We start from the raw sequence: 20,123 nt of genomic DNA, 5'->3' as shown, positions 1-20,123 counted from the left end.
GGGGCGGCCCTGGGGACGGGGCCGTCTCCTTGTCGGTGGCGGACGCTAGGTTCGGGCCTGTGCCCGTCCACCTCCACCGCGCGCCGCGCACCGACCTGCTCGCCGACGCCCTCGGCGAGCTGCTCGGCGCGCCGCTGCCCGACCCTTTCGCGACCGAGGTGGTGGTGGTGCCGGCCAAGGGGGTGGAGCGCTGGCTCTCCCAGCGGCTGTCCCACCGGCTCGGCGCCGCGCCCGGGCGAGGTGACGGGGTCTGCGCGGGGGTCGACTTCCGGACCCCGTGGTCGCTCTTCGCCGAGGTCACGGGGACGCGTGAGGAGGACCCCTGGTCGCCCGACGCGCTGGTGTGGCCGCTGCTCAGCGCCCTCGACGCCGCGGTCGACGAGCCATGGGCGACGCCGCTCGCGGCCCACCTCGGGCACGGCCTGCCCGGCGAGGAGGGCGACCTGCGGCGCGGTCGCCGCTTCGCGCTCGCGCGTCGCCTGGCGCGGCTGTTCGCGTCGTACGCCGCCCAGCGGCCGGCCCTCGTCCGCGACTGGGCCGCGGGCGGCTCGACCGACGGGCTCGGCCGCGCCCTGGCCCACGACCTCGCGTGGCAGCCGCCGCTGTGGCGCGCGCTGGCGGAGCGGGTCGACGCGCCACCGCCTCCGGAGCGGCAGGACGCGACGCTCGCGGCGCTGCGTGAGGCGCCGGAGTCGTTCGACCTGCCGGCCCGGCTCTCCCTCTTCGGTCACACCCGTCTGCCGTCGACCGAGATCGAGCTCCTCGGTGCCCTCGGGGAGCAGCGCGAGGTCCACCTCTGGTTGCCGCACCCCTCCACGGCGCTGTGGGAGGCGCTCGCGGGCCTTGGCGGCCCCGTCGCCCGGGCCGACGACCGCTCCCACGACCTCGTCGCTCATCCGCTCCTCGCCACCCTCGGGCGCGACACCCGGGAGCTCCAGCGCTCGCTCGCGGTGTTGCCGGTGGTCGAGGCCACCGTCGCCGAGCCCCAGGCGCCACCGGGCGAGGCGCCGCTCTCGCTCCTGCGCTGGCTCCAGGAGGACCTGCGCGCCAACGCGACCGGCGACGCGGTGACGCGGCCGCTGGACCCGAAGGACCGCTCGGTCCAAGTCCACGCGTGCCACGGTCCGGCGCGTCAGGTCGAGGTGCTGCGTGAGGTGCTGCTCGGGCTGCTCGACGACGATCCCACGCTCGAGCCGCGCGACGTCCTGGTGATGTGTCCCGACATCGAGACCTACGCGCCGCTGATCGAGGCCGGCTTCGGTCTCGGTGAGGTGGTCGGGGAGGGCGGCCACCCGGCGCACCGGCTCCGCGTCCGGCTGGCCGACCGCGCGCTCGACCGCACCAACCCGCTGCTGGCGGTGGCCACCCGGCTGCTCGACCTCGCCGGCGGGCGTGCCGGCGTCGGGGACGTCCTCGACCTCGCCCACCTCGACCCGGTCCGTCGCCGGTTCGGATTTCGCGACGACGATCTCCAGCAGCTCACCGACTGGGCCCGGGAGGCGGGGATCCGCTGGGGGTTCGACGCGGCGCACCGGGCCGACTTCGGGCTCGCGGACTACGTCGCCAACACCTGGCAGTTCGGCCTCGACCGGCTTCTCTCGGGGGTCGCGATGTCGGAGGACACCGCGACCTGGCTCGACAAGACGCTGCCGCTCGACGACGTCGGCAGCGGCGAGGTCGAGCTCGTGGGGCGGCTGACCGAGCTCGTCCACCGCCTCCGTGACGTCACCGACCGGCTCGTCGGCGCGCATCCGCTCGAGCACTGGCTGAGCGTGCTCGAGGACGGGATCGGCGCGCTCACGTCCGTGTCGGCGAGCGACGCGTGGCAGGCCGGCCAGGTCCAGCGCGAGCTCGGCGCGGTCCGCGAGGCGAGCGACGGACGGACGGTCGGGGAGCTCCGGCTGCCCGACGTGCGCGCGATGCTCGGCGACCGCCTGGCCGGCCGTCCGACGCGCGCCAACTTCCGCACCGGCACGCTCACGGTCGCCACGCTCGTGCCCATGCGGTCGGTGCCGCACCGGGTCGTGTGCCTCCTCGGGCTGGACGACGGGGTCTTCCCGCGCGTCGGGATCACCGACGGCGACGACGTGCTCGCGCGTGACCCCGTGACCGGCGAGCGCGACCTGCGCAGTGAGGACCGTCAGCTCTTCCTCGACGCGATCCTCGCGGCGACCGAGACGCTGGTGGTCACCTACACCGGCGCGAACGAGTTCTCCGGCCAGCCGCGGCCGCCGGCGGTGCCGCTCGGCGAGCTGCTGGACTCCCTCGACGTGACGGCCAGCGCGCCGGAGGGGACGACCGTCTCCGCGGCGGTCACCGTGCGCCATCCGCTCCAGCCCTTCGACCGACGCAACCTGACGACGGGCGCGCTCGTGCCCGGCCGGCCGTTCACCTTCGACCGCGCCGCCCTGGCCGGCGCCCGGGCCGCCGACGGTCCACGCGTGACGCCGCCGGTCCTCCTGGCCGAGCCCCTGCCGCCGCCGGCCCCGGGTGACGTCTCCCTCGAGGACCTCCTCGCGTTCTTCAGGTCGCCGGTCCGCGGCTTCTTCCGCGACCGGCTCGACCTCGCCCTGCCGCGTGAGGAGGAGCCGCTCTCCGACGGGCTGCCGGTCGAGATCGACAACCTCGCGCAGTGGTCGGTGGGCGACCGGGTCCTCCACGACCTGCTCCGCGGCCTCGCGCCCGAGCACGCCCGTCAGCAGGAGTGGCGCCGTGGCGTCCTCCCACCGGGCTGGCTGGGTTGGCGTCTCCTCCACGACGTCGTCGGCCGCGCGACGCCCATCGCCGAGGAGGCCGCCCGGCTGCGGACCCGTCCCGTCGGTGCGGTCGACGTCGACGTCGACCTGGGCGACGGCCGGCGCCTGCGGGGCACCGTCCCGCAGGTCTACGGCGACCGGCTCGTCCCGGTGACCTACAGCCGCCTCGGGGCCACCCACCGGCTGCAGTCGTGGATCCAGCTCCTCGCTCTGGCCGCGTCCGACGAGGACCGCGCCTGGTCGGCCTTCACCGTCGGCCGCCCGACCAACAGCCGGTCCCGCACGCCTTACTCTCTGAGCCAGCTCGGTCCGCTCGACCACACCGCGCGCGACGTGCTGCGTGACCTGGTTGCCATGCGCGAGACGGGTCTGACCGCGCCGCTCCCGCTGCCGCTGAAGAGCTCGCTGGTCTATGCCCGCCAGCGGCGCACCCGCGCCACGGTCGAGCATGCGTTGGAGAAGGTCGGCTGGGAGTGGCGTGACGGCCGGTTCCCGGGCGAGTGCTCCGACGTCGAGCAGGTCGCGGCGTGGGGCGCCAAGGCGGCGCTGCCGGGGCTCGACACGCCGCCCGGAGCGGGGGAGGACTTCCCGGGGGAGACGACCCGTTTCGGCGCGCTTGCGCTGCGGCTCTGGGCCCCGCTCCTCACTGCCGAGCAGGGGAGCTGGTGACATGGCGCGAGAGATGAAGCCGTTCGACGTCTGCGGGTCGCTGCCGACCGGGACGACCCTCCTCGAGGCGTCGGCCGGGACCGGCAAGACGTTCACCATCGGCGCGCTGGTGACCCGCTACGTCGCGGAGGGCGTCGCCGCACTCGACGAGATGCTCGTCATCACGTTCGGCCGTGCGGCGAGCCAGGAGCTCCGCGACCGCGTCCGGGCCCATCTCGTCGAGGCGGAGCGGGCGTTCGCGGCGGTGGAGGCCGGGCGCGAGCCCGTCACGGACAGCGACGTGCTGGCGCAGCTGCTCGACGTGGAGCGGGCCGAGGTCGTCGTACGCCGGCGGCGGCTGCGCGACGCGCTGGCGGCGTTCGACGCGGCGACGATCGCGACGACCCACCAGTTCTGCCAGCTCGTGCTGCGGTCGCTCGGGGTGGCGGGCGACACCGATGCGGGGGCCGAGCTGGTGGAGTCGCTCGACGAGCTGGTGGTGGAGGTCGTCGACGACCTCTACCTCGCGCAGTTCGGGAGGGAGCGGGAGAAGCCGCCGTTCGACCGCGCGTCGGCACTCGCCCTGGCCCGGACCGCGGTGGAGGACCCGCGCGCCCGCCTCGCCGACGCCGATCCCGCCGATCCGGGCGCGGGCGCACGGGTGGCCTTCGCCACCGCGGCGCGGGCAGAGGTCGAGCGGCGCAAGCGGCGGCTCGGGATCCTCTCCTACGACGACCTGCTCGGCCGCCTCGCCGACGCGCTCGAGGACCCCGACGCCCCGGCGCGAGCGCGGATGCGGCAGCGCTGGCGCATCGTGCTGGTCGACGAGTTCCAGGACACCGATCCGGTGCAGTGGCAGGTGCTGGAGCGTGCCTTCGGCGGCCACGCCGACATGGTGCTCATCGGTGACCCGAAGCAGGCGATCTATGGTTTCCGCGGTGGTGACGTGGCCACCTACCTCGCCGCCGCCCGGACCGCGCACACGCAGGCCACGCTCGGCACCAACTGGCGCAGCGACCGCGACCTCGTCGAGCGGCTGCTGGTCCTGCTCCGCGGGGCGGCGCTCGGCGATCCCGACATCGTCGTCCGTGACGTCGAGGCCCACCATCCGGGCACCCGCCTCACCGGGGCGCCGCACCCGGCGCCGTTCCGGTTGCGCCGGGTTGCCCGCGACGGCTTCCGGCTCACCAGGGGCCGCCAGATCAGCGCTGGCGACGCGCGTGCCCACATCGCCCGCGACTGCGCGGCCGACATCGCCGCGCTGCTGGGCTCCGGCGCCACCTGGTGCGACGCCCCCCTGGAGGCCGGCCAGGTGGCGGTGATCGTCGGGCAGCGTGACCACGGGCTGATGGTCCAGCGCGAGCTCGGGGCGCGTGGCGTGCCCGCGGTGATGGCCGGCGGGGGCGACGTGTTCCAGACGCCCGCGGGCGACCAGTGGCTGACGCTGCTCGAGGCGATGGAGTCGCCCCACCGCTCGGGCCTAGTCCGGGCCGCGGCCCTCACCTGCTTCTTCGGCGCGACGGCCGCCGAGCTCGACGCTCAGGGCGAGGCGCTCACCGCGCGCGTCGCCGACACCCTGCGTGGCTGGGCGCTGCTGCTCCGCGGCCGCGGTGTGGCCGCGCTGGTGGAGGCCGCGGAGGAGCGTGGGCTCACCAGTCGTGTCCTCGGCAGGAGCGACGGCGAGCGGCTGTTGACCGACGTGCGCCACCTCGGGCAGCTCCTCCACGAGGTCAGCGTGCGTGAGTCGCTCGGGCTCACCGCCCTGCTGGCGTGGTTCCGCGAGGAGCGACGACGGACGGCGGCCAGCGAGCGGCCGCGCCGGCTCGACTCCGACGCCGCGGCGGTGCAGATCGTGACGATCCACGGCAGCAAGGGGCTGCAGTACCCCGTCGTCTACCTCCCCTTCGCCTACGACAACTTCGTCCGCACCCCCGACACGGCCCGGTTCCACGACGACGGCCGACGGACCCTCGACGTCAGCGGCAGCGGTGGTCCGTGGGCCGACCACGCCGCCCGCCACATCGCCGAGGAGCTCGGCGAGGAGCTGCGCAAGCTCTACGTCGCGCTGACCCGCGCCCAGTCCCAGGTGGTGGCGTGGTGGGCACCGACCCGCAACACCGAGTGCGGCGGCCTCCACCGCATGCTCTTCGGACGGCGGCCGGGCACGGCCGAGGTGCCCGACCAGCAGGAGGTCAAGGACGACGAGTACGCCGCCCGAGTCCTGGCCACGGTCGAGGAGCTCGGCGGGCCGGTGGCCGAGGTCTCCGAGGTCGTGTCCGTCGCCACGACGGCGGTGCCCGACGATGGCGTGACCCTGGAGGTGCGTTCGTTCGACCGCGTGGTCGACACGGCGTGGCGTCGGACGTCCTACTCCGGCCTGATCCGGGTCGAGGAGGCGGCCCCGGGCGTGACCAGTGAGCCGGAGGAGGCCGGCAAGGACGACGAGGATGTGTCGCCCGTGGCCGAGGAGGTCGCGGCCCCGCCGTCGGGGGAGGTGGTCGTCTCGCCGATGGCCGACCTGCCGGCCGGAGCGACGTTCGGGTCGCTCGTCCACGCCGTGCTCGAGCATGCCGACCCCGACGCGCCGGACCTGCGCGAGGAGCTCCTCGCCCGCATTCGCGAGCAGCTGCGCTGGTGGCCGGTCCAGGCGGAGCCCGAGACCCTCGCCGACGGGCTGCTGCCGCTCAACCGCACGCCGCTCGGTCCGCTCACCGGTGGGCTGACCCTCGCCGACGTGCCGCTGCGCGACCGGCTCCGTGAGCTCGACTTCGAGCTGCCGCTCGCCGGCGGCGACCTGCGCGGCCCCGGGGCGCCCGACGTACGCCTGCGCGACCTCGCGCCGCTCCTGCGGGCCCACCTCCCGGAGGGCGACCCGCTCGCGCCGTATGCCGACCGGCTCGAGCAGCCGGCCCTCGGCGACCAACTGCTCCGCGGCTATCTCTCCGGCTCGGTCGACGTCGTGCTGCGGCTCCCGGACGGGCGCTTCGTCGTGGTCGACTACAAGACCAACCACCTGGGAGCCGACGCGCTCGACTACACCCCGGACCGGCTCACCGAGGCGATGCTCCACTCCCACTACCCGCTGCAGGCGCTGCTCTACTCCGTCGTCGTCCACCGCTTCCTGCGCTGGCGTCTGCCCGGCTACGACCCTGCGGTCCACCTCGGCGGCGTGCTCTACCTCTACCTGCGCGGCCTGTGCGGCCCTGCGACGCCGGTGGTCGACGGCCACCCGACCGGCGTGTTCTCGTGGCAGCCGCCGGCCGCGCTGGTCACGGCGCTCTCCGAGCTGCTCGACGGGGCCGTGACGGGGCAGGCGACGGCGCATGCGGCCGGCGCGGAGGTAGGCCGATGATCGAGCGGTGGGAGAGCGAGGACGCGGCCGACGCGCGGATCGCCACGACGGCGACCGGCCTGCTGAGGACCTTCAACGCGGCCGGTGTCCTGACCGCGGCCGATGTCCACGTCGCCGCCCGGACGGCCGAGCTGGTCGGGGAGACCGACGAGGCCGTCCGGCTCGCGGTGGCGCTCGCGGTCCGTGCCGCCCGGCAGGGGTCGGTCTGTGTCGACCTGCGCGAGATCGGCGCCGATGCGGCCGATGCCGATCTGCCGTGGCCCGACGCCGACGGCTGGCTCGACGCGGTCACCGGCAGCCCTCTGCGCGAGCACTCCGTCGTCCAGGTGGAGAGCGGACTGCTCTACCTCGACCGCTACTGGCGCGAGGAGGGGCAGGTCCGCGACGACCTGGTCGCGCGCCTCGGGGCGGTCCCGCCGGACGTCGACGACGCCGCGCTCGTGGCGAGCGCGGAGCGGCTCTTCCCCGGTGAGGGGTACGCCGAGCAACGGGCCGCCGCGCTCGCGGCCGCCCGCCAGTGGACGACGGTGCTCACCGGCGGCCCGGGGACCGGCAAGACGACGACCGTCGCGGGTCTGCTGGCGCTGCTGGCCGAGCAGGCGGCGAGCAACCCCGACGGTCGCGGGCTGCGGATCGGACTCACCGCGCCGACGGGGAAGGCCGCGGCGCGTCTCCAGGAGGCCGTCGAGGAGGCCCAGCTGGCCGACCGCTTCACGGCGACCGACCGGGCCCGACTCGGCGGCCTGACGGCCGCCACGCTCCACCGCCTCCTGGGCTGGCGGCCCGGGTCGTCCACCCGCTTCAAGCACCACCGCGGCAACAAGCTGCCCCACGACGTGATCGTCGTCGACGAGACCTCGATGGTCTCGCTGACGATGATGGCGAGACTGGTGGAGGCCGTGCGGCCACAGACCCGGCTGATCCTCGTCGGCGACCCCGACCAGCTCGCCTCGGTCGAGGCCGGCGCGGTCCTCTCCGACCTCGTCGGGGGCCTCGCGGCGCGGGAGCCCGGCACGGTGGCCGCCCTCCGCACCACCCACCGCTTCGGCGGCGCCATCGGCGCGCTCGCCGAGGCGCTCCGGGACGGCGACGCCGACCGCGCGCTCACCCTGCTCGGCTCCGGCGACCCCGCGCTCGAGCTCGTCGACCCGGAGGATGTCGCCGGCATGGCGCGGCTCCAGACCGACCTGGCCGGTCACGCGGTCGCGCTCCGGGCGGCCGCGCTCACGGGCGACCCGGCCGCCGTCGTACGCCTGGCGGACGAGCACCGCCTGCTCTGCGCCCACCGGGACGGCCCGTGGGGTATCCAGCACTGGAACCGCCAGGTCGAGCGCTGGCTCGGCGAGGCCACCGGTGCCCCGATCGGGGCGGCCTGGGGCCATGAGTGGTACGCCGGGCGGCCGGTCCTCGTCACCGCCAACGACTACGGCCTCGGCCTGTTCAACGGCGACACGGGCGTGGTCGTCCAGCAGGGCGACCAGCTGCGCGTGGTGATCGCCGGCGCGGCGCTGCCGTCGTTCGCGCCGTCCCGGCTCGGCGACATCGAGACGCTCCACGCCATGACGGTCCACAAGAGCCAGGGCAGTCAGGCGCGGGCGGTCACCGTCCTGCTCCCGCCCGACGACTCGCCGCTGCTGACCCGCGAGCTGTTCTACACCGCCGTCACGCGCGCCCAGGAGCGCGTCCGCGTCGTCGGCACACCTGCCTCGGTCGCCGCTGCTGTCACCCGCCGCGCCCTCCGCGCGACCGGCCTGCGGCCCCGCCTGACCCGACGCGGTTGAGTCGTGGGTTGTGGCGGGTCGAGTCGTGGGTTGTGGCGGTTCGAGTCGCGGGTTGTGGCGGGTCGAGTTGCGGGTTGTGGTCGTCAGGGACGCGCGATGGAGGTGGCGAGTGAGACGAGGTGACCGAGCCGGGCGAGCTCGGAGTCGAGGAACTCCGGGCCGCCGCGTCGGCTGATGATGACGATCTCGTTGCCGTCGATGCGGGCTCCGGCGTAGAGGTTCTCCTCGTCGCCCTCGACGTCGATCCGGCAGGGTCGCTCGATCTCCATGAACGGCAGGTCGTCGGGCGCGCCCTCGGTGCGTCGGCCGGCGCCGTGAACGCGGTGGACCCGGACGGCCCAGTCGGCACGGAACGTCAGGGGGAGCACGTCGACGAGCCGGTCGAGCGCCTCGTCGGGTCGCTCCGTGAGGTCCTCGACGGCCTCGAGGTCGAGGAAGAGGTTGCCGCCGGCGGCGTACCTGCTGATCCAGATGACCCGAACCCCGTCGAGCTGGTTGCAGGCGGAGACGATCGAGTCCGGCATCGTGCCGGGCGTGGTCTCGAGGAGTACGTCGTCGACGGCGGAGTCGCCGTGGTTCTTCTCGACGATCTCGATGGCTTCGATGTCGCCCCCGGACTCACCGATGGCGGAGGCGAGACGCCCGAGCGAACCGGGGACGTCGGGCAGCTCGACGCGCAGCAGGTAGGGCATCCCCCGACCTTAGCGCCGCTCCGTGACCAGATCGTGACTCTGTCATTTCCTGGGCGGCACCGCGTCGCCGCGGGTCGGGGCCGCCGAGGACTGCCTCGACCCGTGGCGGGCGCTGTCGGATGTCAGTCGAGCGGCTCGAGCACGAACATGGGGATCGTGCGGCCCGCCGCCTCCGCGCGCGGCTTGTACTCGGCGTACGGCTCGTAGACCGCGACCGCCCGCTCCCACCACTCGTCGTACTCACGGCCGGAGATCTCGCGGGCCTTGTAGAGCCTCGGCTCCGGCCCGTCCTGGAGCTGGACGACCGGGTTCGCGAGGAAGTTGGCATACCAGACCGGGTTCTCCGGGGCGCCCCCCTTCGACGCGACGGCGAGGTACTTCCCCTCGTGCTCGACGCGCATCACCGGGTTCTTGCGAAGCTTGCCGGACTTAGCGCCCTTCGAAGTGATGACGACGATCGGCCAGTCCTCGCGGTCAAGAAGGTGCCAGCCCTCCTTGCCGCCGGTGCGCTCGTAGAGCGCCACCTGGTCGCGGACCCACTGCGCGGAGCTTTCGACGTACTCGCCTTCGAGAAGATCAGCCATGTGAGGTCCAATGCCCGATCGACGGTGAGGTATTCCGTCCTCCGGGCCCGACCGCGGGTCCTCAGACGTGCCCGACGCGTCTGAGGACCCGCGGTGGTACGCCGCCCGATAGCCTCACGGGCCATGAGCGCCATCGAGGGAGTCTCCGACACGTTCGATCCCGACGCCTGGGACGCCGTCCCCGGCTTCGAGGACCTCACCGACCTGACCTACCACCGCGCGAAGGCCCACGGCACGGTCCGGATCGCGTTCGACCGCCCCGACGTGCTCAACGCGTTCCGCCCGCACACCGTCGACGAGCTGCTCCGTGTGCTCGAGCACGCGCGCACGAGCGCCGACGTCGGCTGCGTCCTCCTCACCGGCAACGGGCCCTCGCCGAAGAACGGCAAGCACTCGTTCTGCACCGGTGGCGACCAGCGGATCCGCGGCAAGGCCGGCTACCAGTACGAGGCGACCGAGGCGTACGCCGCCGGCCGGACCGGTGCGGAGGAGCCCTCGGTCATCGACAAGGCCAAGCTCGCCCGGCTGCACATCCTCGAGTGTCAGCGACTGATCCGGTTCATGCCGAAGGTCGTCATCTGTGTGGTGCCGGGCTGGGCGGCCGGCGGCGGCCACAGTCTCCACGTCGTCGCGGACCTCACCCTCGCCAGCCTCGAGCACGCCCGCTTCAAGCAGACCGATGCCGACGTCGGCAGCTTCGACGGTGGCTACGGCAGCGCCTACCTGGCGCGCCAGGTAGGTCAGAAGTTTGCCCGCGAGATCTTCTTCCTCGCCGACGAATACTCCGCCGAGGACGGCGTCCGGATGGGCACCGTCAACAAGGCCGTCCCTCACGCAGAGCTGGAGGCGGTCGCGCTCGACTGGGGGCGCAAGATCAACGGCAAGAGCCCGACGGCGCAGCGCATGCTGAAGTACGCCTTCAATCTCCTCGACGACGGTCTCGTCGGGCAGCAGCTCTTCGCCGGCGAGACCACCCGGCTGGCCTACATGACCGACGAGGCGCAGGAGGGCCGCGACCAGTTCCTTCAGAAGCGGGAGCCGGACTGGTCGCCGTACCCTTGGTACTACTAATCAGACCTGTTTGCGCAGGTCAGAGCACTAGTTGGCCTGCTCAGTCCTCAGGGAGTCCCCAAGAACAGCCTTCGCCAGCACGGAGGCTGCTCCGCGGGTCCGGTCCTCGGCTGTGGGCCACAGGTGGGAGTAGGTGTTCAACGTCGTGGTGGCCGAGGCGTGGCCCATCGCGGTCTGCACCGCCACGACGTCACAGCCGGAGGCGATCAGACCGGAGGCGAAGAAGTGCCGCAGGTCGTGCAACCTGGTTGAGAGCCCGGCAGCATCCCGGGTGGCTCGCCAGCGCCAGGTGATGGCGTTGTCGTAGAGCGGTCCGTCTCCAACGGTGAACATCCAGCGGTCCGGCTCGCCCTCAGGGGTGTGCTCTTTGATGTGCTGGCTCAGGATGAGCACCAGCTCGTCGGGTGGGTAGACGGTCCGCTCGGAGCCGTACTTCGGCGGCACCACCTTGAAGCTGGATCTGTCCCGTTGGATCTGTCGCTGCACTCGCAGGCTGCGTCGGAGGAAGTCGATGTCACCAACCTGGACGCCGGCTGCCTCTCCCTTTCGAAGGCCTGCCAGGGCGCAGAGGGCCACGTAGGCGCGGAACCCCTTCCTGGTGGACACCGGCTTGTCCTGGTCGGGGTGGGCGAGCAGCTTCGCCATCTCGTCGGTGGTCGGGATCCGGCTGGACCCAGCCGGCAGGCACGTCGATGTCCTGCTCCACGTGATCGCGCTTCCGGGGTCCGGCACGCTCATGAAGGACGGTCGCCGGATCATGCGGCTCACGCGGCCTGCCGAACTCCGGTTCCTGTTGCGACGTGATCCGGTTGGTGCGCAGGCGGCGGCCCAGCCAGCCATCCCGCTGGCTGACGAGGCGGCAGTAGAGGACTTCTTCGAGTCGCTGGCGTGGGGCGGCTCGATCTACGGCTGGCGCTTCTTCGACGATCCTTCGCTGACCAGTGATTGGCCGACCGAGCCGAGTCTCCGCATCTCGGTTCGAGCAGACGGCGGCGCGCACTCGTTCTACTGGTTCAACGAGTGCGGCGTCGAGACGGATGGCGAGACCGAGGGATTTTGCATCGAGGGCGCGGTCACGTTCGATGACCTTGCGGTGCTCGATGCCGACGAGCGCAAGATTCCCATCGAGACGTTCATCGCCGACGATGTCCGCCAGTGGGACGCTCTCTATGCACGCGACGAGCGACTCAGTGTCGAGGCGCAGCGGGAGTCGCAGGTTGGCGCCCCCAAATGGAGAGCCTGGGCGGTGGGCAGACAGTCCGCCATCGGCCCGATGTAAACGTGTGTCACAACACTACCGTTTTCGGTATAGTTGTGACATGACAGCCGAGGCGAAGTACCGGGACATCGTGCGCGAGATCGCGCTCGATCAGTACGGATACATCACCACCAAGCAGGCCGCGGAAGCGGGAGTGCCGGCCGTCGAACTTCCGAAACTTGCCGCAAGGGGCGGCCTGGAGAACGTCGCTTACGGCCTGTACCGGCTGACGGACGGACCTGCTGGACGATTCGTCCAGTTCGCTGAGGCACTCATGCGTGCGGGAGACGAGTCGTACCTGCACGGCGACTCGGTGCTGGCCCTGTTCGGACTTGCCGACGTGAATCCGCGGCGGATCAGGGTCGCCGTCCGGAGGCGCACTCGGCCGAAGCTACCGCCGTTCATCGAGCTGACCTTGGTCAAGGACCGTGTCGACACGACGGTGTATGAAGGTCTGCGGTCGCAGCGCCTCGCTGACGCGATCCTCGAGTGCCGCGGTCGCATCGAGCGGAGCCGCTTGTTGGATGCGACCGAGGAAGCGCGGAAGGAGGGCCTGATGGCCACCAAGGAGTGGCGCCAGGTCAGGAAGGAACTCCGGTCGTGAGCTACGGCAGCGCGCCGACCAGTGTCCGGTCGTTGGAGCAGCGCATCCGCAACCTGGAAGGCAGCGAACAGTTCGCCCTTCGGAGGCGGATCGGCATGGCGTTGGTCGTCGTCGGCCAGATGCTTCCCGAGGGAGCGATCAAGGGCGGGAGCGCGATGGCTCTGCGGTACGGCCGCGGAACAAGGTTCACCCAGGACCTTGACGCCGCAAGGGTCCAGCCGCTGGCCAGGTTTCGTAGCGACTTCGAGGATTCGCTTGCTGCTGGATGGGCCGGCTTCACCGGGCGACTCATCGAGAAGGCCGCACCTCGTCCGACAGGCGTGCCCGCGGCATACGTCATGCAGCCCTTCGAGGTGAAACTCGACTACCGCGGCCGACCGTGGTGCACCGTGAAGTTCGAGCTCGGGCACAACGAGATCGGCGACGCCGACGAGCCGGAGTACCAGCTCGCCGACGACCTCGCGCAGTTGTTCACCGAGGTCGGGCTCGAAGCACCTAGGCCAGTGCCTGTGATGCGCGCGGACCACCAGGTTGCACAGAAGCTCCACGCCGTCTCGGAGCCTGGAAGCGAACGCGTGCGCGACCTTGTCGATCTGCAACTGCTGGAGCGAGGCGAGGATCTCGACCTGCGCCAGATCCGAGCGACGTGCGAGCGGCTCTTCGAATATCGGCGTCAGCAGGCTTGGCCCCCGGTCATCGCGGGCGGCGCCGGGTGGGCCACCTTGTACCAGGCGGCGACCGAGGACGTCGATGTCGTGGGCGATATCGACGCCGCGCTCGATTGGGTCAACGGCTTCGTCAAGCGAATCGCGAGCGCGTAGCCCCTGAGTTGGGTCATCGCCTCAACGGGTTGGATCCTGCGCATGCGCTGCGCATGCGCTGCGCATGCGCTATCGTTGGGGTGCAGCCGAGGCGCGGCTCCGAAGAGGGGAAGACCTAGATGGTGAACAAGAAGGGCCGTAGCGGAAACCCGGCGAAGCGCGCTGAGCAGGACAAGCAGGCCGAGTCTGGCAGGGGTGTGGCGATTTACCACGAAATGCTGGCCGACGAGGGCTTCGACGACACGGCCGAGCGGCTGCTCCAGATGGTCTCGAAGTGCGCCCGCGAGTTCCCCGGAAAGCCGCGACACCTGTACCTGGACGTCGAGAAGCACCGCAACGAGGTTGGTGGCTTCGACCACGACGCAGAGGAGCTGATGACGAACTTCATCGTCGGGTTCCTCATGCCGTGGCTCAATGAGTGCAGCACCCCGCTGGGCGTCTTCCGCAACTCGAACCAGCGCGAGGACGTGCCGGACTCGCTCATGATCATGGAAGGCGGCGAGAAGGCCGAACGCGAGGGAACGCTGCGCAAACATGCCGAGGCACTGGGCGAGCCGATCTACGACTCGGAGACCGGCGAGATGGTCGACGCCGACGGCAACCGCACGCGGAATCGGGGCTAACGAACGTGGCATCCCTTCGCCAACTGCCGTCCGGAAACTGGCAGGCGTCGGTCCTGCTCGACAACGGTCGGCGGTCGACGCGCACGGCGCCCACCGCCACCGAGGCCGCGGCTTGGGCGCAGGAGGCTGAGCAGAGGCGAGACGAGGAGCGCGAGGCCAGGCGGGACCGATCGGCCGAGCAGAACGTCACTACTTATCTGGCGGCGGTCGAGGATTACGCCAGCAAGGGCATGCTCACCCGGACGCACATCGAGACCCTCCAGCGGATCGTGGGCCGCTTTTCCGCCGACGCCTGACGTTGGCGTCCGCGCCCCAAGAACAACCTTCGCCAGTACGGACGCCGCTCCGCGGGTTCGGTCTTCGGTTGCGGGCCACAGGTGAGAGTAGGCGTTGAGAGTCCGGCACCATCGCGGGTGGCTCGCCAGCGCCGGTTGATGGCGTTGTCCTACCGCACCAGGGCTGGAGCGCCGATCCACTCTGATATCGGGCGATATAATCGTCGCTATGGACGACGTTCGGGCGCTCCGACAGGCTGCGGGCCTGAGTCAGCATGAGCTGGCCGCGCGCTCAGGAGTGGCGCAGCCCAACATCGCTGCCTATGAGACCGGACGCCGTCGGCCTTCCGCACAGACGATGGACCGGATCCGGCGAGCGGTCCGACCGCTGCCCCATGACGCCTTGGCAGCTCACCGCGATGCCCTGGTGGAGTTGGCTGGTCGATATGGCCTGTCCAACATCCGAGTGTTCGGCTCGGCGATGCGCGGTACCGACAGCCCCGGCTCCGACCTCGACGTGCTGGTGACTCGCGCCGACGGTGTGGGGCTGCTTCGCCTGGCCGCCTTCGCCGAGGAAGCCTCCGAGCTGTTGGGGGTGGAGGTGGACGTGGTCACCGACGGGGGGCTGTCCGCGGACCACGAGATCCTCACCACGGCGGTGGCGGTGTGAGCGGAGGCGAGGATCGTCTCCTGCGGGAGATCGTCCGCCTCTGCGACCTTGGCGGGAACCTGGTGGCCCGGGGTCACGACTGGTACCTCGGTGACGCGGACAACGTGCCCGGCCTGGCCGCCGAGTCGGTGATCATCAAGATCGGCGAGAACGTGGCCCGGATAGACCCAGAGACGATGGCACAGCATCCCGAGGTGCCGTGGTCCGCCATCAAGCGGATGAGGGACCGGCTGGCGCACCACTACGAGGGCACCGACTACGGCGCGGTGTGGGACACGCTGGTGACTGATCTACCCCAGATCCGGGCCTACATCGTCGCTTTGATCAGCTGAGGTCTGGTAGTCGCTCCAGCGTTACGGGATAGCGGATCCAGAGGTGCTGGCCAGCGGCGAGGCGATACAGCGCCGACGTCGTCAGGGACTCCACTGACGCGTTCAAGGGGGCCCGTGAGCGTCGGTGACGTCTGCGAGCGACGCGAGTACGCCGACGAGACGACGAGCTCTCAGATGGGCGTCAGTGGAGTCCGCGTCTTCCCGAGCCGTCTCCGCTCCACTCTCTATGCGGCCATTCTGCGGATCGAATCAGGCGTCGATTGAGGGGATGCCGGGGCTACTTTCGCGAGTCGCTACGGACGATCGACCCCCATCAGGAGTTGCCCATGCTTGGAGACACATAGCCCGGCCCGCGTCCCGCCGGAGCAGTCATGGGTAACGCCACCAGATGCTCTGATTGCGGCTACGTGCAGCACATGGCCGGCCCCGGACCCAGCCGGGGAGGGCCGATGGAGCGGGTGCTCTGCGAGAGCTGCGCCCGCGACCGGGAGATCCGCGAGGAGAACGTCAGCGCCATCAAGCAGGTGCTGTCTGTCTCCGGGATGCCGCTCACCACCGAGCACGAGGTTGCCTTCGGGCCGGTACGTGAGGCGAGACATCGACCTGGACAGCTCGCCCACCAGATCGGTGCTCCCTTCGCCACCATCCCGATCCCCAGCGCGGGGGGACCGGCCGAGTGAACATCGGCAGGGCTCGCGATCTCGCCGGGTGGCGCTACCGTCAGAGTGAATCCGCATCCCGGCGAGGGCTCCCCCGCCGTCGACAGCCTCGGAAACCGCCTGGCCACGGAGTTGCAGCAGGGACAGGGCCGAGCAGTATGCGTCGACGACCGCCACCAATGAAGGGAACGACGAGCGCCGATGTTCGCTGAGCCGCTGCTCTACAACCCGACGTTCAACCACGCCCCCCGTCGGGGCGCTGCTCGTCATCGTGGTGGCGATCGTGCCGTTCCTGATCGTCGACTGGCGGGCGAGGCGAGCGTGGTCCAAGGGCAGTCCCGTCGCTGCGGCCGGGACGGCGCCCGAGACCAGGTAGAGCCTGGAGCACGCACAGCTCATGTGGCGCAAGAAGGTCGGTCTGTGGATCAGCGTCGCCATGCTCGTGCTCCTGGCCCTGGTCACGCTCGGACTCCTGCTGAGCCGAGCCTGGGGCGGAGCCGTCTTCTGCGGCCTCTTCACGGCGTTCCTGAGCTGGACCGCCGCGCGCCTGCGCCACCAGGTCCGCCAGCGCGGCTGATCGGGCCGAGCGGGGAGTTCTCCCCATATGGCGTGACCTGTCCGGGCCTGGGTTTCCTCGTCGTACTTCTTCGGTGCAGGCATGATCCCTTCCTCCGCGTGTTAGATCATGCCCTCCATCAATCCCAGGCCGATTCAGGGCCCCGTGACGACGCAAGACGTCCGCGATTACTGGAAGTAGCCCGACACCCCGACCGTGAACTTGTCACACTTGGTGTCGTAGAGGTCCGCGGTGAAGGACACCTTGGCTCCGGCGTTGATGTCGTTGTCCTGATCGGCGTACGACCCGACCTCAGCGGTCAGCTTGTTGCCCGCGAAGCAGTACACCTGAACGTCGTAGGGCCCGGTCAGCGGCTTGCCCGTCTTGTTGTCCGCCGTCCCGACGATGGAGCTGCCGTTGTAGGTCGCCTCGCCGACGGTCAGAGGAGCCGTGTTGTACGAGGAGGTGTCCGCAGGCATGGTGTCCGCGGTGAACTCGTACTTCAGCCCCTTGTCCGGCATCGACTTGGAGTCCTCGAAGTAGATGAAGGCGAGGCCGACCTCACCCGGTTGTACCTGTGCCGGTGCGGCTCCCTGGCTCTGGCCGCTGGCCACCAGCTTCCCGTTCAGTCGGGCAGTCGCCGAGAGGTCGACGTGAGAGATCGCAGCCCCGGTGTTGTTCCGGTAGGCGATGGGCAGGACAGCTCCGCCCGCCACGTCCTCGTTCAGTGGACCCTGGGCGACGATGGACACCTGGCCCGGCTCCCCGGCAGGGAATGTCGGCTTGGCGTTGCCGGCCAGGTATCCGCTGGCGTTGAACGGCTTGATCGTGACCGACGGCGTGGGGGAGGGCGTCGGGGTAATCACGACCGCCGATGACCCGCCGCTGGGCTGGTCACCCTTGGATGCGGTGTCGTCGGAGTTGCTCCCGCAGGCGGTGAGGGTCAGGGCGATCAGGGCTGCTCCAGCAGCGGACAAAGCAAGGCGATTCACGTGGCGGGACCGTAGCGCCGGGTCGCGGTGGCTCGTGGCGAAATCACAGGATTGGCTCGCTGGCTCAGTCATCTACTTGTCGTCCTCGTCTGAATGGTCCTCGTCGGGCTCTGCCACCACGCGCCAACTGGCAGTGCCCTTGGCAATGAACGGTGCAGCGACCAGCTCGGGGCGACCATGCTTGTCACTGAGGCCTCCTCCTCGGCGGCGCTTCTTGCCCTCGGCCAACAGGAGACCGCCTTCCTCGTCGGTGTGGGGGTGAACTCGGAGGTCCAGGTGCAGCGGCCACAGGTGCACGGTGCCTGATCGGTGACCTTGACTGGAGCAGTCGACTTGCGAGGTGCTGGACTCCAGGTGGGCCGCTTGGTCAGGTGCCAGCCCTTGCACTCCGGGCATCGGTAGACCCGTAGGGGCAACCCTGAACGACGTGACGACGACATCGCCACCCGGATCGCCTGCCGCTCGGTGGCATACCGCGCCTTCCCGCACGGCTGGTACCGCTTGATCTGCTTCATCTCGACCTCCACGAGGGACCGTAGAGGGGACCGCCGACAGATTTGGCTGCATGCGGAGAGCGGAGTGACTCAGTAGGTGAGTCACTTGCGACTTGTGGTGATTCAGATCCATGGTTTCCGCCATGTCCTTCGCCCAAGCCCGAGAGGTCAAGATGCGCGACCGACGTCTGATGGACGGCGAGTTGCTCAGCATCCGGCCCGTTCGCCTGTACGTCCTGCTCGCCAATCGCAACGCCTGGCACTCCACGACCAGCCGCCGGTACAACGGCGCCGGTGGCCTGTTCGGCTCCCTCGACGCTGCTCAGAGAGCGGCAGAGGACCTCCGCAAGCCGGGAACGTGGTTCAAGATCATGGATGCTCCGGGACTGGCGCTGCGCGGCGAGGGCGGACTGGTGGTGACAGCAGAGCACCACTCGAACACGTCATTCGGGGCCTGGGACGTTGAGGCCGGCCGGCAGCATCTGGTCATCGGTACTCGGCTCTGGGATGTGGTCCGCGCTCTCGGAACCTCCGGCACCTGGCGGCGTCAGACCAGCGAGCACTCCTTCATCACCGGAATCCTCGGGGACCTCTTCGTTGAGGACCTCCGTGGCGACTGGTTCCAGGAGTGGGACTCCGAGAGCCGAGGAAGCAGCTACTACCTCAGTTGGACCGAGTACCGCGGCGACTACAAGCGGGACGGGGTGGATGCGGTCCGCGACGCCTTCATCGAGGTCAACGGGGTGGATGCGGTCGAGGAGGGCGAGCGCAGGTACTTCGCCGCCCGGGATGCCGAGTACACCGACACGCTCGGCACCGGCTTCCGCGTGCCCCGTCCTGACTGGTTCCCTGACGACCGCGTGGCGTAACCGCCGCTGGTTGTCGGCCTACGAGACCGCTGACTCGGACGCCTGGCAGCCCGCCTGCTTGCACTCCGGCCTCGGTCCTCTGTGGCGTCCCGCGCCGTGGGACTTCCCGATCGCGTCCATGTCGATGCCGCCGGCGATGGCATGCCGCATCCGGGTGTAGTCGTTGTCTGAGAAGCGCACGTGGCTCTGGGAGCCGAACGTGAAGGTGTAGGCGCAGTCCGGGTCGGCGTCGATGCCCAGGTGGCACCGCAGCGCGGCAGCCTTAGGACGAGAGAGCCCGAGCTTGTCCGCGAGGTCGAAGGCACCCCAGTGGTACTTCTTCTGCAACGGCACCAGCCGGATCGCGGCGGCGTCGACCTGCTCGTCGTCCTTCACCAACCGGACCGGGACGCACTCCTTCTTGACGAACCGCACCTCCACCGAGAGGCCCGCCCCCTCGACCGAGGTGGCCACATCGGACAGCCGAGGAAAGACCGCAGCCCTCGCCTTGCCGGCCTTGATGCCACGGACCACGCGGCGGACATCATCAGCGTCGGACACCTCGGCGTCCGGACCCACCTGCGCCTCCGCCAGCAGCGCCCGAACCCTCGCATCTGCCTCGGCGCGGGCACGGCGCCCTGGCTTCGGCAGGTCCGCGATGTTGGCGTACTCCCGGTCCACCAGGGTCTGGAAGTCCTGGGGCGGTTCCGTGCCCACCGGCAACACTCTGACCGGGAGGTGGTCGGCCAGTCGGTCACCGAACACCCGGTGCAGCAGGTCATCGAACAGAGTCACCCCGGCGCGGGTGTAGAGGTACAGCAGTCCCTCGTCCACGATGGTGTACCAGTGCTGCTCCTCCCGGTGTCCTCGTCGAACACCGTCTGCCTGTCCTGCACCAGCGCCGCCTTGAGGAGCATCTCGAAGGCATTCTGTAGGTGTAGCAGGACCCGTGTGGGCCGACCGTCCTCCTTCAGCGAGTTGAAGGCCGTCATCGCGGACCTCATCGAGGACAGAGCTTTGCCCGGAGATGGCGGGCTTCGTTGCGCAGCTTCACATTTCTGATGATGCACCCGCGCACCGACACTCTGGAGCGCGTTTTCCACAGGT

At 70.5% G+C, this 20,123-nt stretch carries 20 protein-coding genes; 15 read left to right on the top strand and 5 right to left on the bottom strand.

Annotated features, from left to right (window positions below; genetic code table 11):
- Positions 1 to 59: 59 nt before the first annotated feature.
- From recC to recD, 3 genes are read left to right on the top strand one after another with little or no spacing between them, the layout of a single operon-like run.
- Positions 60 to 3,425: an exodeoxyribonuclease V subunit gamma gene (gene recC, locus AB3X52_RS00455; RefSeq protein ID WP_367990665.1), complete on the top strand. Its 3,366-nt coding sequence runs from the start codon at positions 60 to 62 to the stop codon at positions 3,423 to 3,425.
- Position 3,426: 1 nt separating this feature from the next.
- A complete protein-coding gene (locus AB3X52_RS00450; protein WP_367990663.1) occupies positions 3,427 to 6,756 on the top strand; it encodes a UvrD-helicase domain-containing protein in 3,330 nt (1,109 codons plus the stop codon).
- Complete coding sequence (gene recD / locus AB3X52_RS00445; protein WP_367990661.1) at positions 6,753 to 8,537, top strand: exodeoxyribonuclease V subunit alpha; 1,785 nt, start codon at positions 6,753 to 6,755, stop codon at positions 8,535 to 8,537. The genes AB3X52_RS00450 and recD overlap by 4 nt, the downstream gene beginning before the upstream one ends.
- An 83-nt stretch (positions 8,538 to 8,620) precedes the next feature.
- Here the strand turns inward: recD and AB3X52_RS00440 are convergent, their stop codons facing one another.
- Together AB3X52_RS00440 and AB3X52_RS00435 are read right to left on the bottom strand one after the other, a co-directional pair.
- Entirely contained in the window at positions 8,621 to 9,229 is a 609-nt protein-coding gene (locus AB3X52_RS00440; protein ID WP_367990659.1) for an ACT domain-containing protein, read from the bottom strand.
- Positions 9,230 to 9,351: 122 nt separating this feature from the next.
- Positions 9,352 to 9,813 (bottom strand): nitroreductase family deazaflavin-dependent oxidoreductase, encoded by a 462-nt coding sequence (locus AB3X52_RS00435; protein WP_367990657.1) that lies wholly within the window; start codon positions 9,811 to 9,813, stop codon positions 9,352 to 9,354.
- A gap of 123 nt (positions 9,814 to 9,936) precedes the next feature.
- Here AB3X52_RS00435 and AB3X52_RS00430 point away from each other — a divergent pair, with 123 nt between their 5' ends.
- A complete protein-coding gene (locus AB3X52_RS00430) occupies positions 9,937 to 10,884 on the top strand; it encodes a 1,4-dihydroxy-2-naphthoyl-CoA synthase (protein WP_367990655.1) in 948 nt (315 codons plus the stop codon).
- Between the two features lie 27 nt (positions 10,885 to 10,911).
- Here AB3X52_RS00430 and AB3X52_RS00425 read toward each other — a convergent pair whose 3' ends face one another.
- A complete protein-coding gene (locus AB3X52_RS00425) occupies positions 10,912 to 11,529 on the bottom strand; it encodes a tyrosine-type recombinase/integrase (RefSeq protein ID WP_367990653.1) in 618 nt (205 codons plus the stop codon).
- 61 nt (positions 11,530 to 11,590) lie between these two features.
- Between AB3X52_RS00425 and AB3X52_RS00420 the strand changes: the two genes are divergently transcribed.
- The 9 genes from AB3X52_RS00420 to AB3X52_RS00380 all read left to right on the top strand — a co-directional run bounded on the left by AB3X52_RS00420 (position 11,591) and on the right by AB3X52_RS00380 (position 16,703).
- Positions 11,591 to 12,163 carry a hypothetical protein gene (locus AB3X52_RS00420; protein WP_367990651.1) on the top strand — a complete coding sequence of 191 codons (573 nt, stop codon included), beginning with the start codon at positions 11,591 to 11,593 and terminating at the stop codon, positions 12,161 to 12,163.
- Between the two features lie 40 nt (positions 12,164 to 12,203).
- Positions 12,204 to 12,746 carry a type IV toxin-antitoxin system AbiEi family antitoxin domain-containing protein gene (locus AB3X52_RS00415; protein ID WP_367990649.1) on the top strand — a complete coding sequence of 181 codons (543 nt, stop codon included), beginning with the start codon at positions 12,204 to 12,206 and terminating at the stop codon, positions 12,744 to 12,746.
- Positions 12,743 to 13,567: a nucleotidyl transferase AbiEii/AbiGii toxin family protein gene (locus AB3X52_RS00410; protein WP_367990647.1), complete on the top strand. Its 825-nt coding sequence runs from the start codon at positions 12,743 to 12,745 to the stop codon at positions 13,565 to 13,567. Before AB3X52_RS00415 ends, AB3X52_RS00410 begins: the two co-directional genes overlap by 4 nt.
- Positions 13,568 to 13,686: 119 nt before the next feature.
- Positions 13,687 to 14,190 (top strand): hypothetical protein, encoded by a 504-nt coding sequence (locus tag AB3X52_RS00405; RefSeq protein ID WP_367990645.1) that lies wholly within the window; start codon positions 13,687 to 13,689, stop codon positions 14,188 to 14,190.
- A 5-nt stretch (positions 14,191 to 14,195) separates the two neighbouring features.
- Positions 14,196 to 14,486: a hypothetical protein gene (locus AB3X52_RS00400; RefSeq protein WP_367990643.1), complete on the top strand. Its 291-nt coding sequence runs from the start codon at positions 14,196 to 14,198 to the stop codon at positions 14,484 to 14,486.
- A gap of 208 nt (positions 14,487 to 14,694) precedes the next feature.
- Positions 14,695 to 15,135 carry a helix-turn-helix domain-containing protein gene (locus AB3X52_RS00395; protein WP_367990641.1) on the top strand — a complete coding sequence of 147 codons (441 nt, stop codon included), beginning with the start codon at positions 14,695 to 14,697 and terminating at the stop codon, positions 15,133 to 15,135.
- Positions 15,132 to 15,467, top strand: coding sequence for a HepT-like ribonuclease domain-containing protein (locus AB3X52_RS00390; RefSeq protein ID WP_367990639.1), 336 nt, complete (start codon positions 15,132 to 15,134; stop codon positions 15,465 to 15,467). The genes AB3X52_RS00395 and AB3X52_RS00390 overlap by 4 nt, the downstream gene beginning before the upstream one ends.
- A gap of 449 nt (positions 15,468 to 15,916) precedes the next feature.
- On the top strand, positions 15,917 to 16,147 hold the full coding sequence (locus tag AB3X52_RS00385; RefSeq protein ID WP_367990637.1) for a hypothetical protein: 231 nt from the start codon (positions 15,917 to 15,919) through the stop codon (positions 16,145 to 16,147).
- Between the two features lie 376 nt (positions 16,148 to 16,523).
- A complete protein-coding gene (locus tag AB3X52_RS00380) occupies positions 16,524 to 16,703 on the top strand; it encodes a hypothetical protein (RefSeq protein ID WP_367990635.1) in 180 nt (59 codons plus the stop codon).
- Between the two features lie 167 nt (positions 16,704 to 16,870).
- Here the strand turns inward: AB3X52_RS00380 and AB3X52_RS00375 are convergent, their stop codons facing one another.
- Positions 16,871 to 17,674 (bottom strand): hypothetical protein, encoded by an 804-nt coding sequence (locus tag AB3X52_RS00375; protein ID WP_367990633.1) that lies wholly within the window; start codon positions 17,672 to 17,674, stop codon positions 16,871 to 16,873.
- A 177-nt stretch (positions 17,675 to 17,851) separates the two neighbouring features.
- On the opposite strand from AB3X52_RS00375, the gene AB3X52_RS00370 reads away from it, so the two are divergent.
- On the top strand, positions 17,852 to 17,980 hold the full coding sequence (locus AB3X52_RS00370; RefSeq protein ID WP_367990631.1) for a hypothetical protein: 129 nt from the start codon (positions 17,852 to 17,854) through the stop codon (positions 17,978 to 17,980).
- A 331-nt stretch (positions 17,981 to 18,311) separates the two neighbouring features.
- Complete coding sequence (locus AB3X52_RS00365) at positions 18,312 to 19,037, top strand: hypothetical protein (protein WP_367990629.1); 726 nt, start codon at positions 18,312 to 18,314, stop codon at positions 19,035 to 19,037.
- Positions 19,038 to 19,055: 18 nt separating this feature from the next.
- Here AB3X52_RS00365 and AB3X52_RS00360 read toward each other — a convergent pair whose 3' ends face one another.
- A complete protein-coding gene (locus tag AB3X52_RS00360; RefSeq protein WP_367990627.1) occupies positions 19,056 to 19,850 on the bottom strand; it encodes a DUF8611 domain-containing protein in 795 nt (264 codons plus the stop codon).
- Positions 19,851 to 20,123 lie beyond the last annotated feature (273 nt).

The organism is Nocardioides eburneus, from assembly GCF_040838215.1.
Lineage (GTDB): Bacteria > Actinomycetota > Actinomycetes > Propionibacteriales > Nocardioidaceae > Nocardioides > Nocardioides eburneus.
This window is presented reverse-complemented; position numbering and strand designations above follow the sequence as displayed.

Excerpts from the sequence above, each read along its gene's own strand:
- AB3X52_RS00450 (WP_367990663.1), top strand. The coding sequence starts at position 3,427 with ATGGCGCGAGAGATGAAGCCGTTCGACGTCTGCGGGTCGCTGCCGACC.
- recD (WP_367990661.1), top strand. The coding sequence starts at position 6,753 with ATGATCGAGCGGTGGGAGAGCGAGGACGCGGCCGACGCGCGGATCGCC.
- AB3X52_RS00440 (WP_367990659.1), bottom strand. The coding sequence starts at position 9,229 with ATGCCCTACCTGCTGCGCGTCGAGCTGCCCGACGTCCCCGGTTCGCTC.
- AB3X52_RS00435 (WP_367990657.1), bottom strand. The coding sequence starts at position 9,813 with ATGGCTGATCTTCTCGAAGGCGAGTACGTCGAAAGCTCCGCGCAGTGG.
- AB3X52_RS00430 (WP_367990655.1), top strand. The coding sequence starts at position 9,937 with ATGAGCGCCATCGAGGGAGTCTCCGACACGTTCGATCCCGACGCCTGG.
- AB3X52_RS00425 (WP_367990653.1), bottom strand. The coding sequence starts at position 11,529 with ATGGCGAAGCTGCTCGCCCACCCCGACCAGGACAAGCCGGTGTCCACC.
- AB3X52_RS00415 (WP_367990649.1), top strand. The coding sequence starts at position 12,204 with ATGACAGCCGAGGCGAAGTACCGGGACATCGTGCGCGAGATCGCGCTC.
- AB3X52_RS00405 (WP_367990645.1), top strand. The coding sequence starts at position 13,687 with ATGGTGAACAAGAAGGGCCGTAGCGGAAACCCGGCGAAGCGCGCTGAG.
- AB3X52_RS00395 (WP_367990641.1), top strand. The coding sequence starts at position 14,695 with ATGGACGACGTTCGGGCGCTCCGACAGGCTGCGGGCCTGAGTCAGCAT.
- AB3X52_RS00385 (WP_367990637.1), top strand. The coding sequence starts at position 15,917 with ATGGAGCGGGTGCTCTGCGAGAGCTGCGCCCGCGACCGGGAGATCCGC.
- AB3X52_RS00380 (WP_367990635.1), top strand. The coding sequence starts at position 16,524 with ATGTGGCGCAAGAAGGTCGGTCTGTGGATCAGCGTCGCCATGCTCGTG.
- AB3X52_RS00370 (WP_367990631.1), top strand. The coding sequence starts at position 17,852 with ATGCTTGTCACTGAGGCCTCCTCCTCGGCGGCGCTTCTTGCCCTCGGC.
- AB3X52_RS00365 (WP_367990629.1), top strand. The coding sequence starts at position 18,312 with ATGTCCTTCGCCCAAGCCCGAGAGGTCAAGATGCGCGACCGACGTCTG.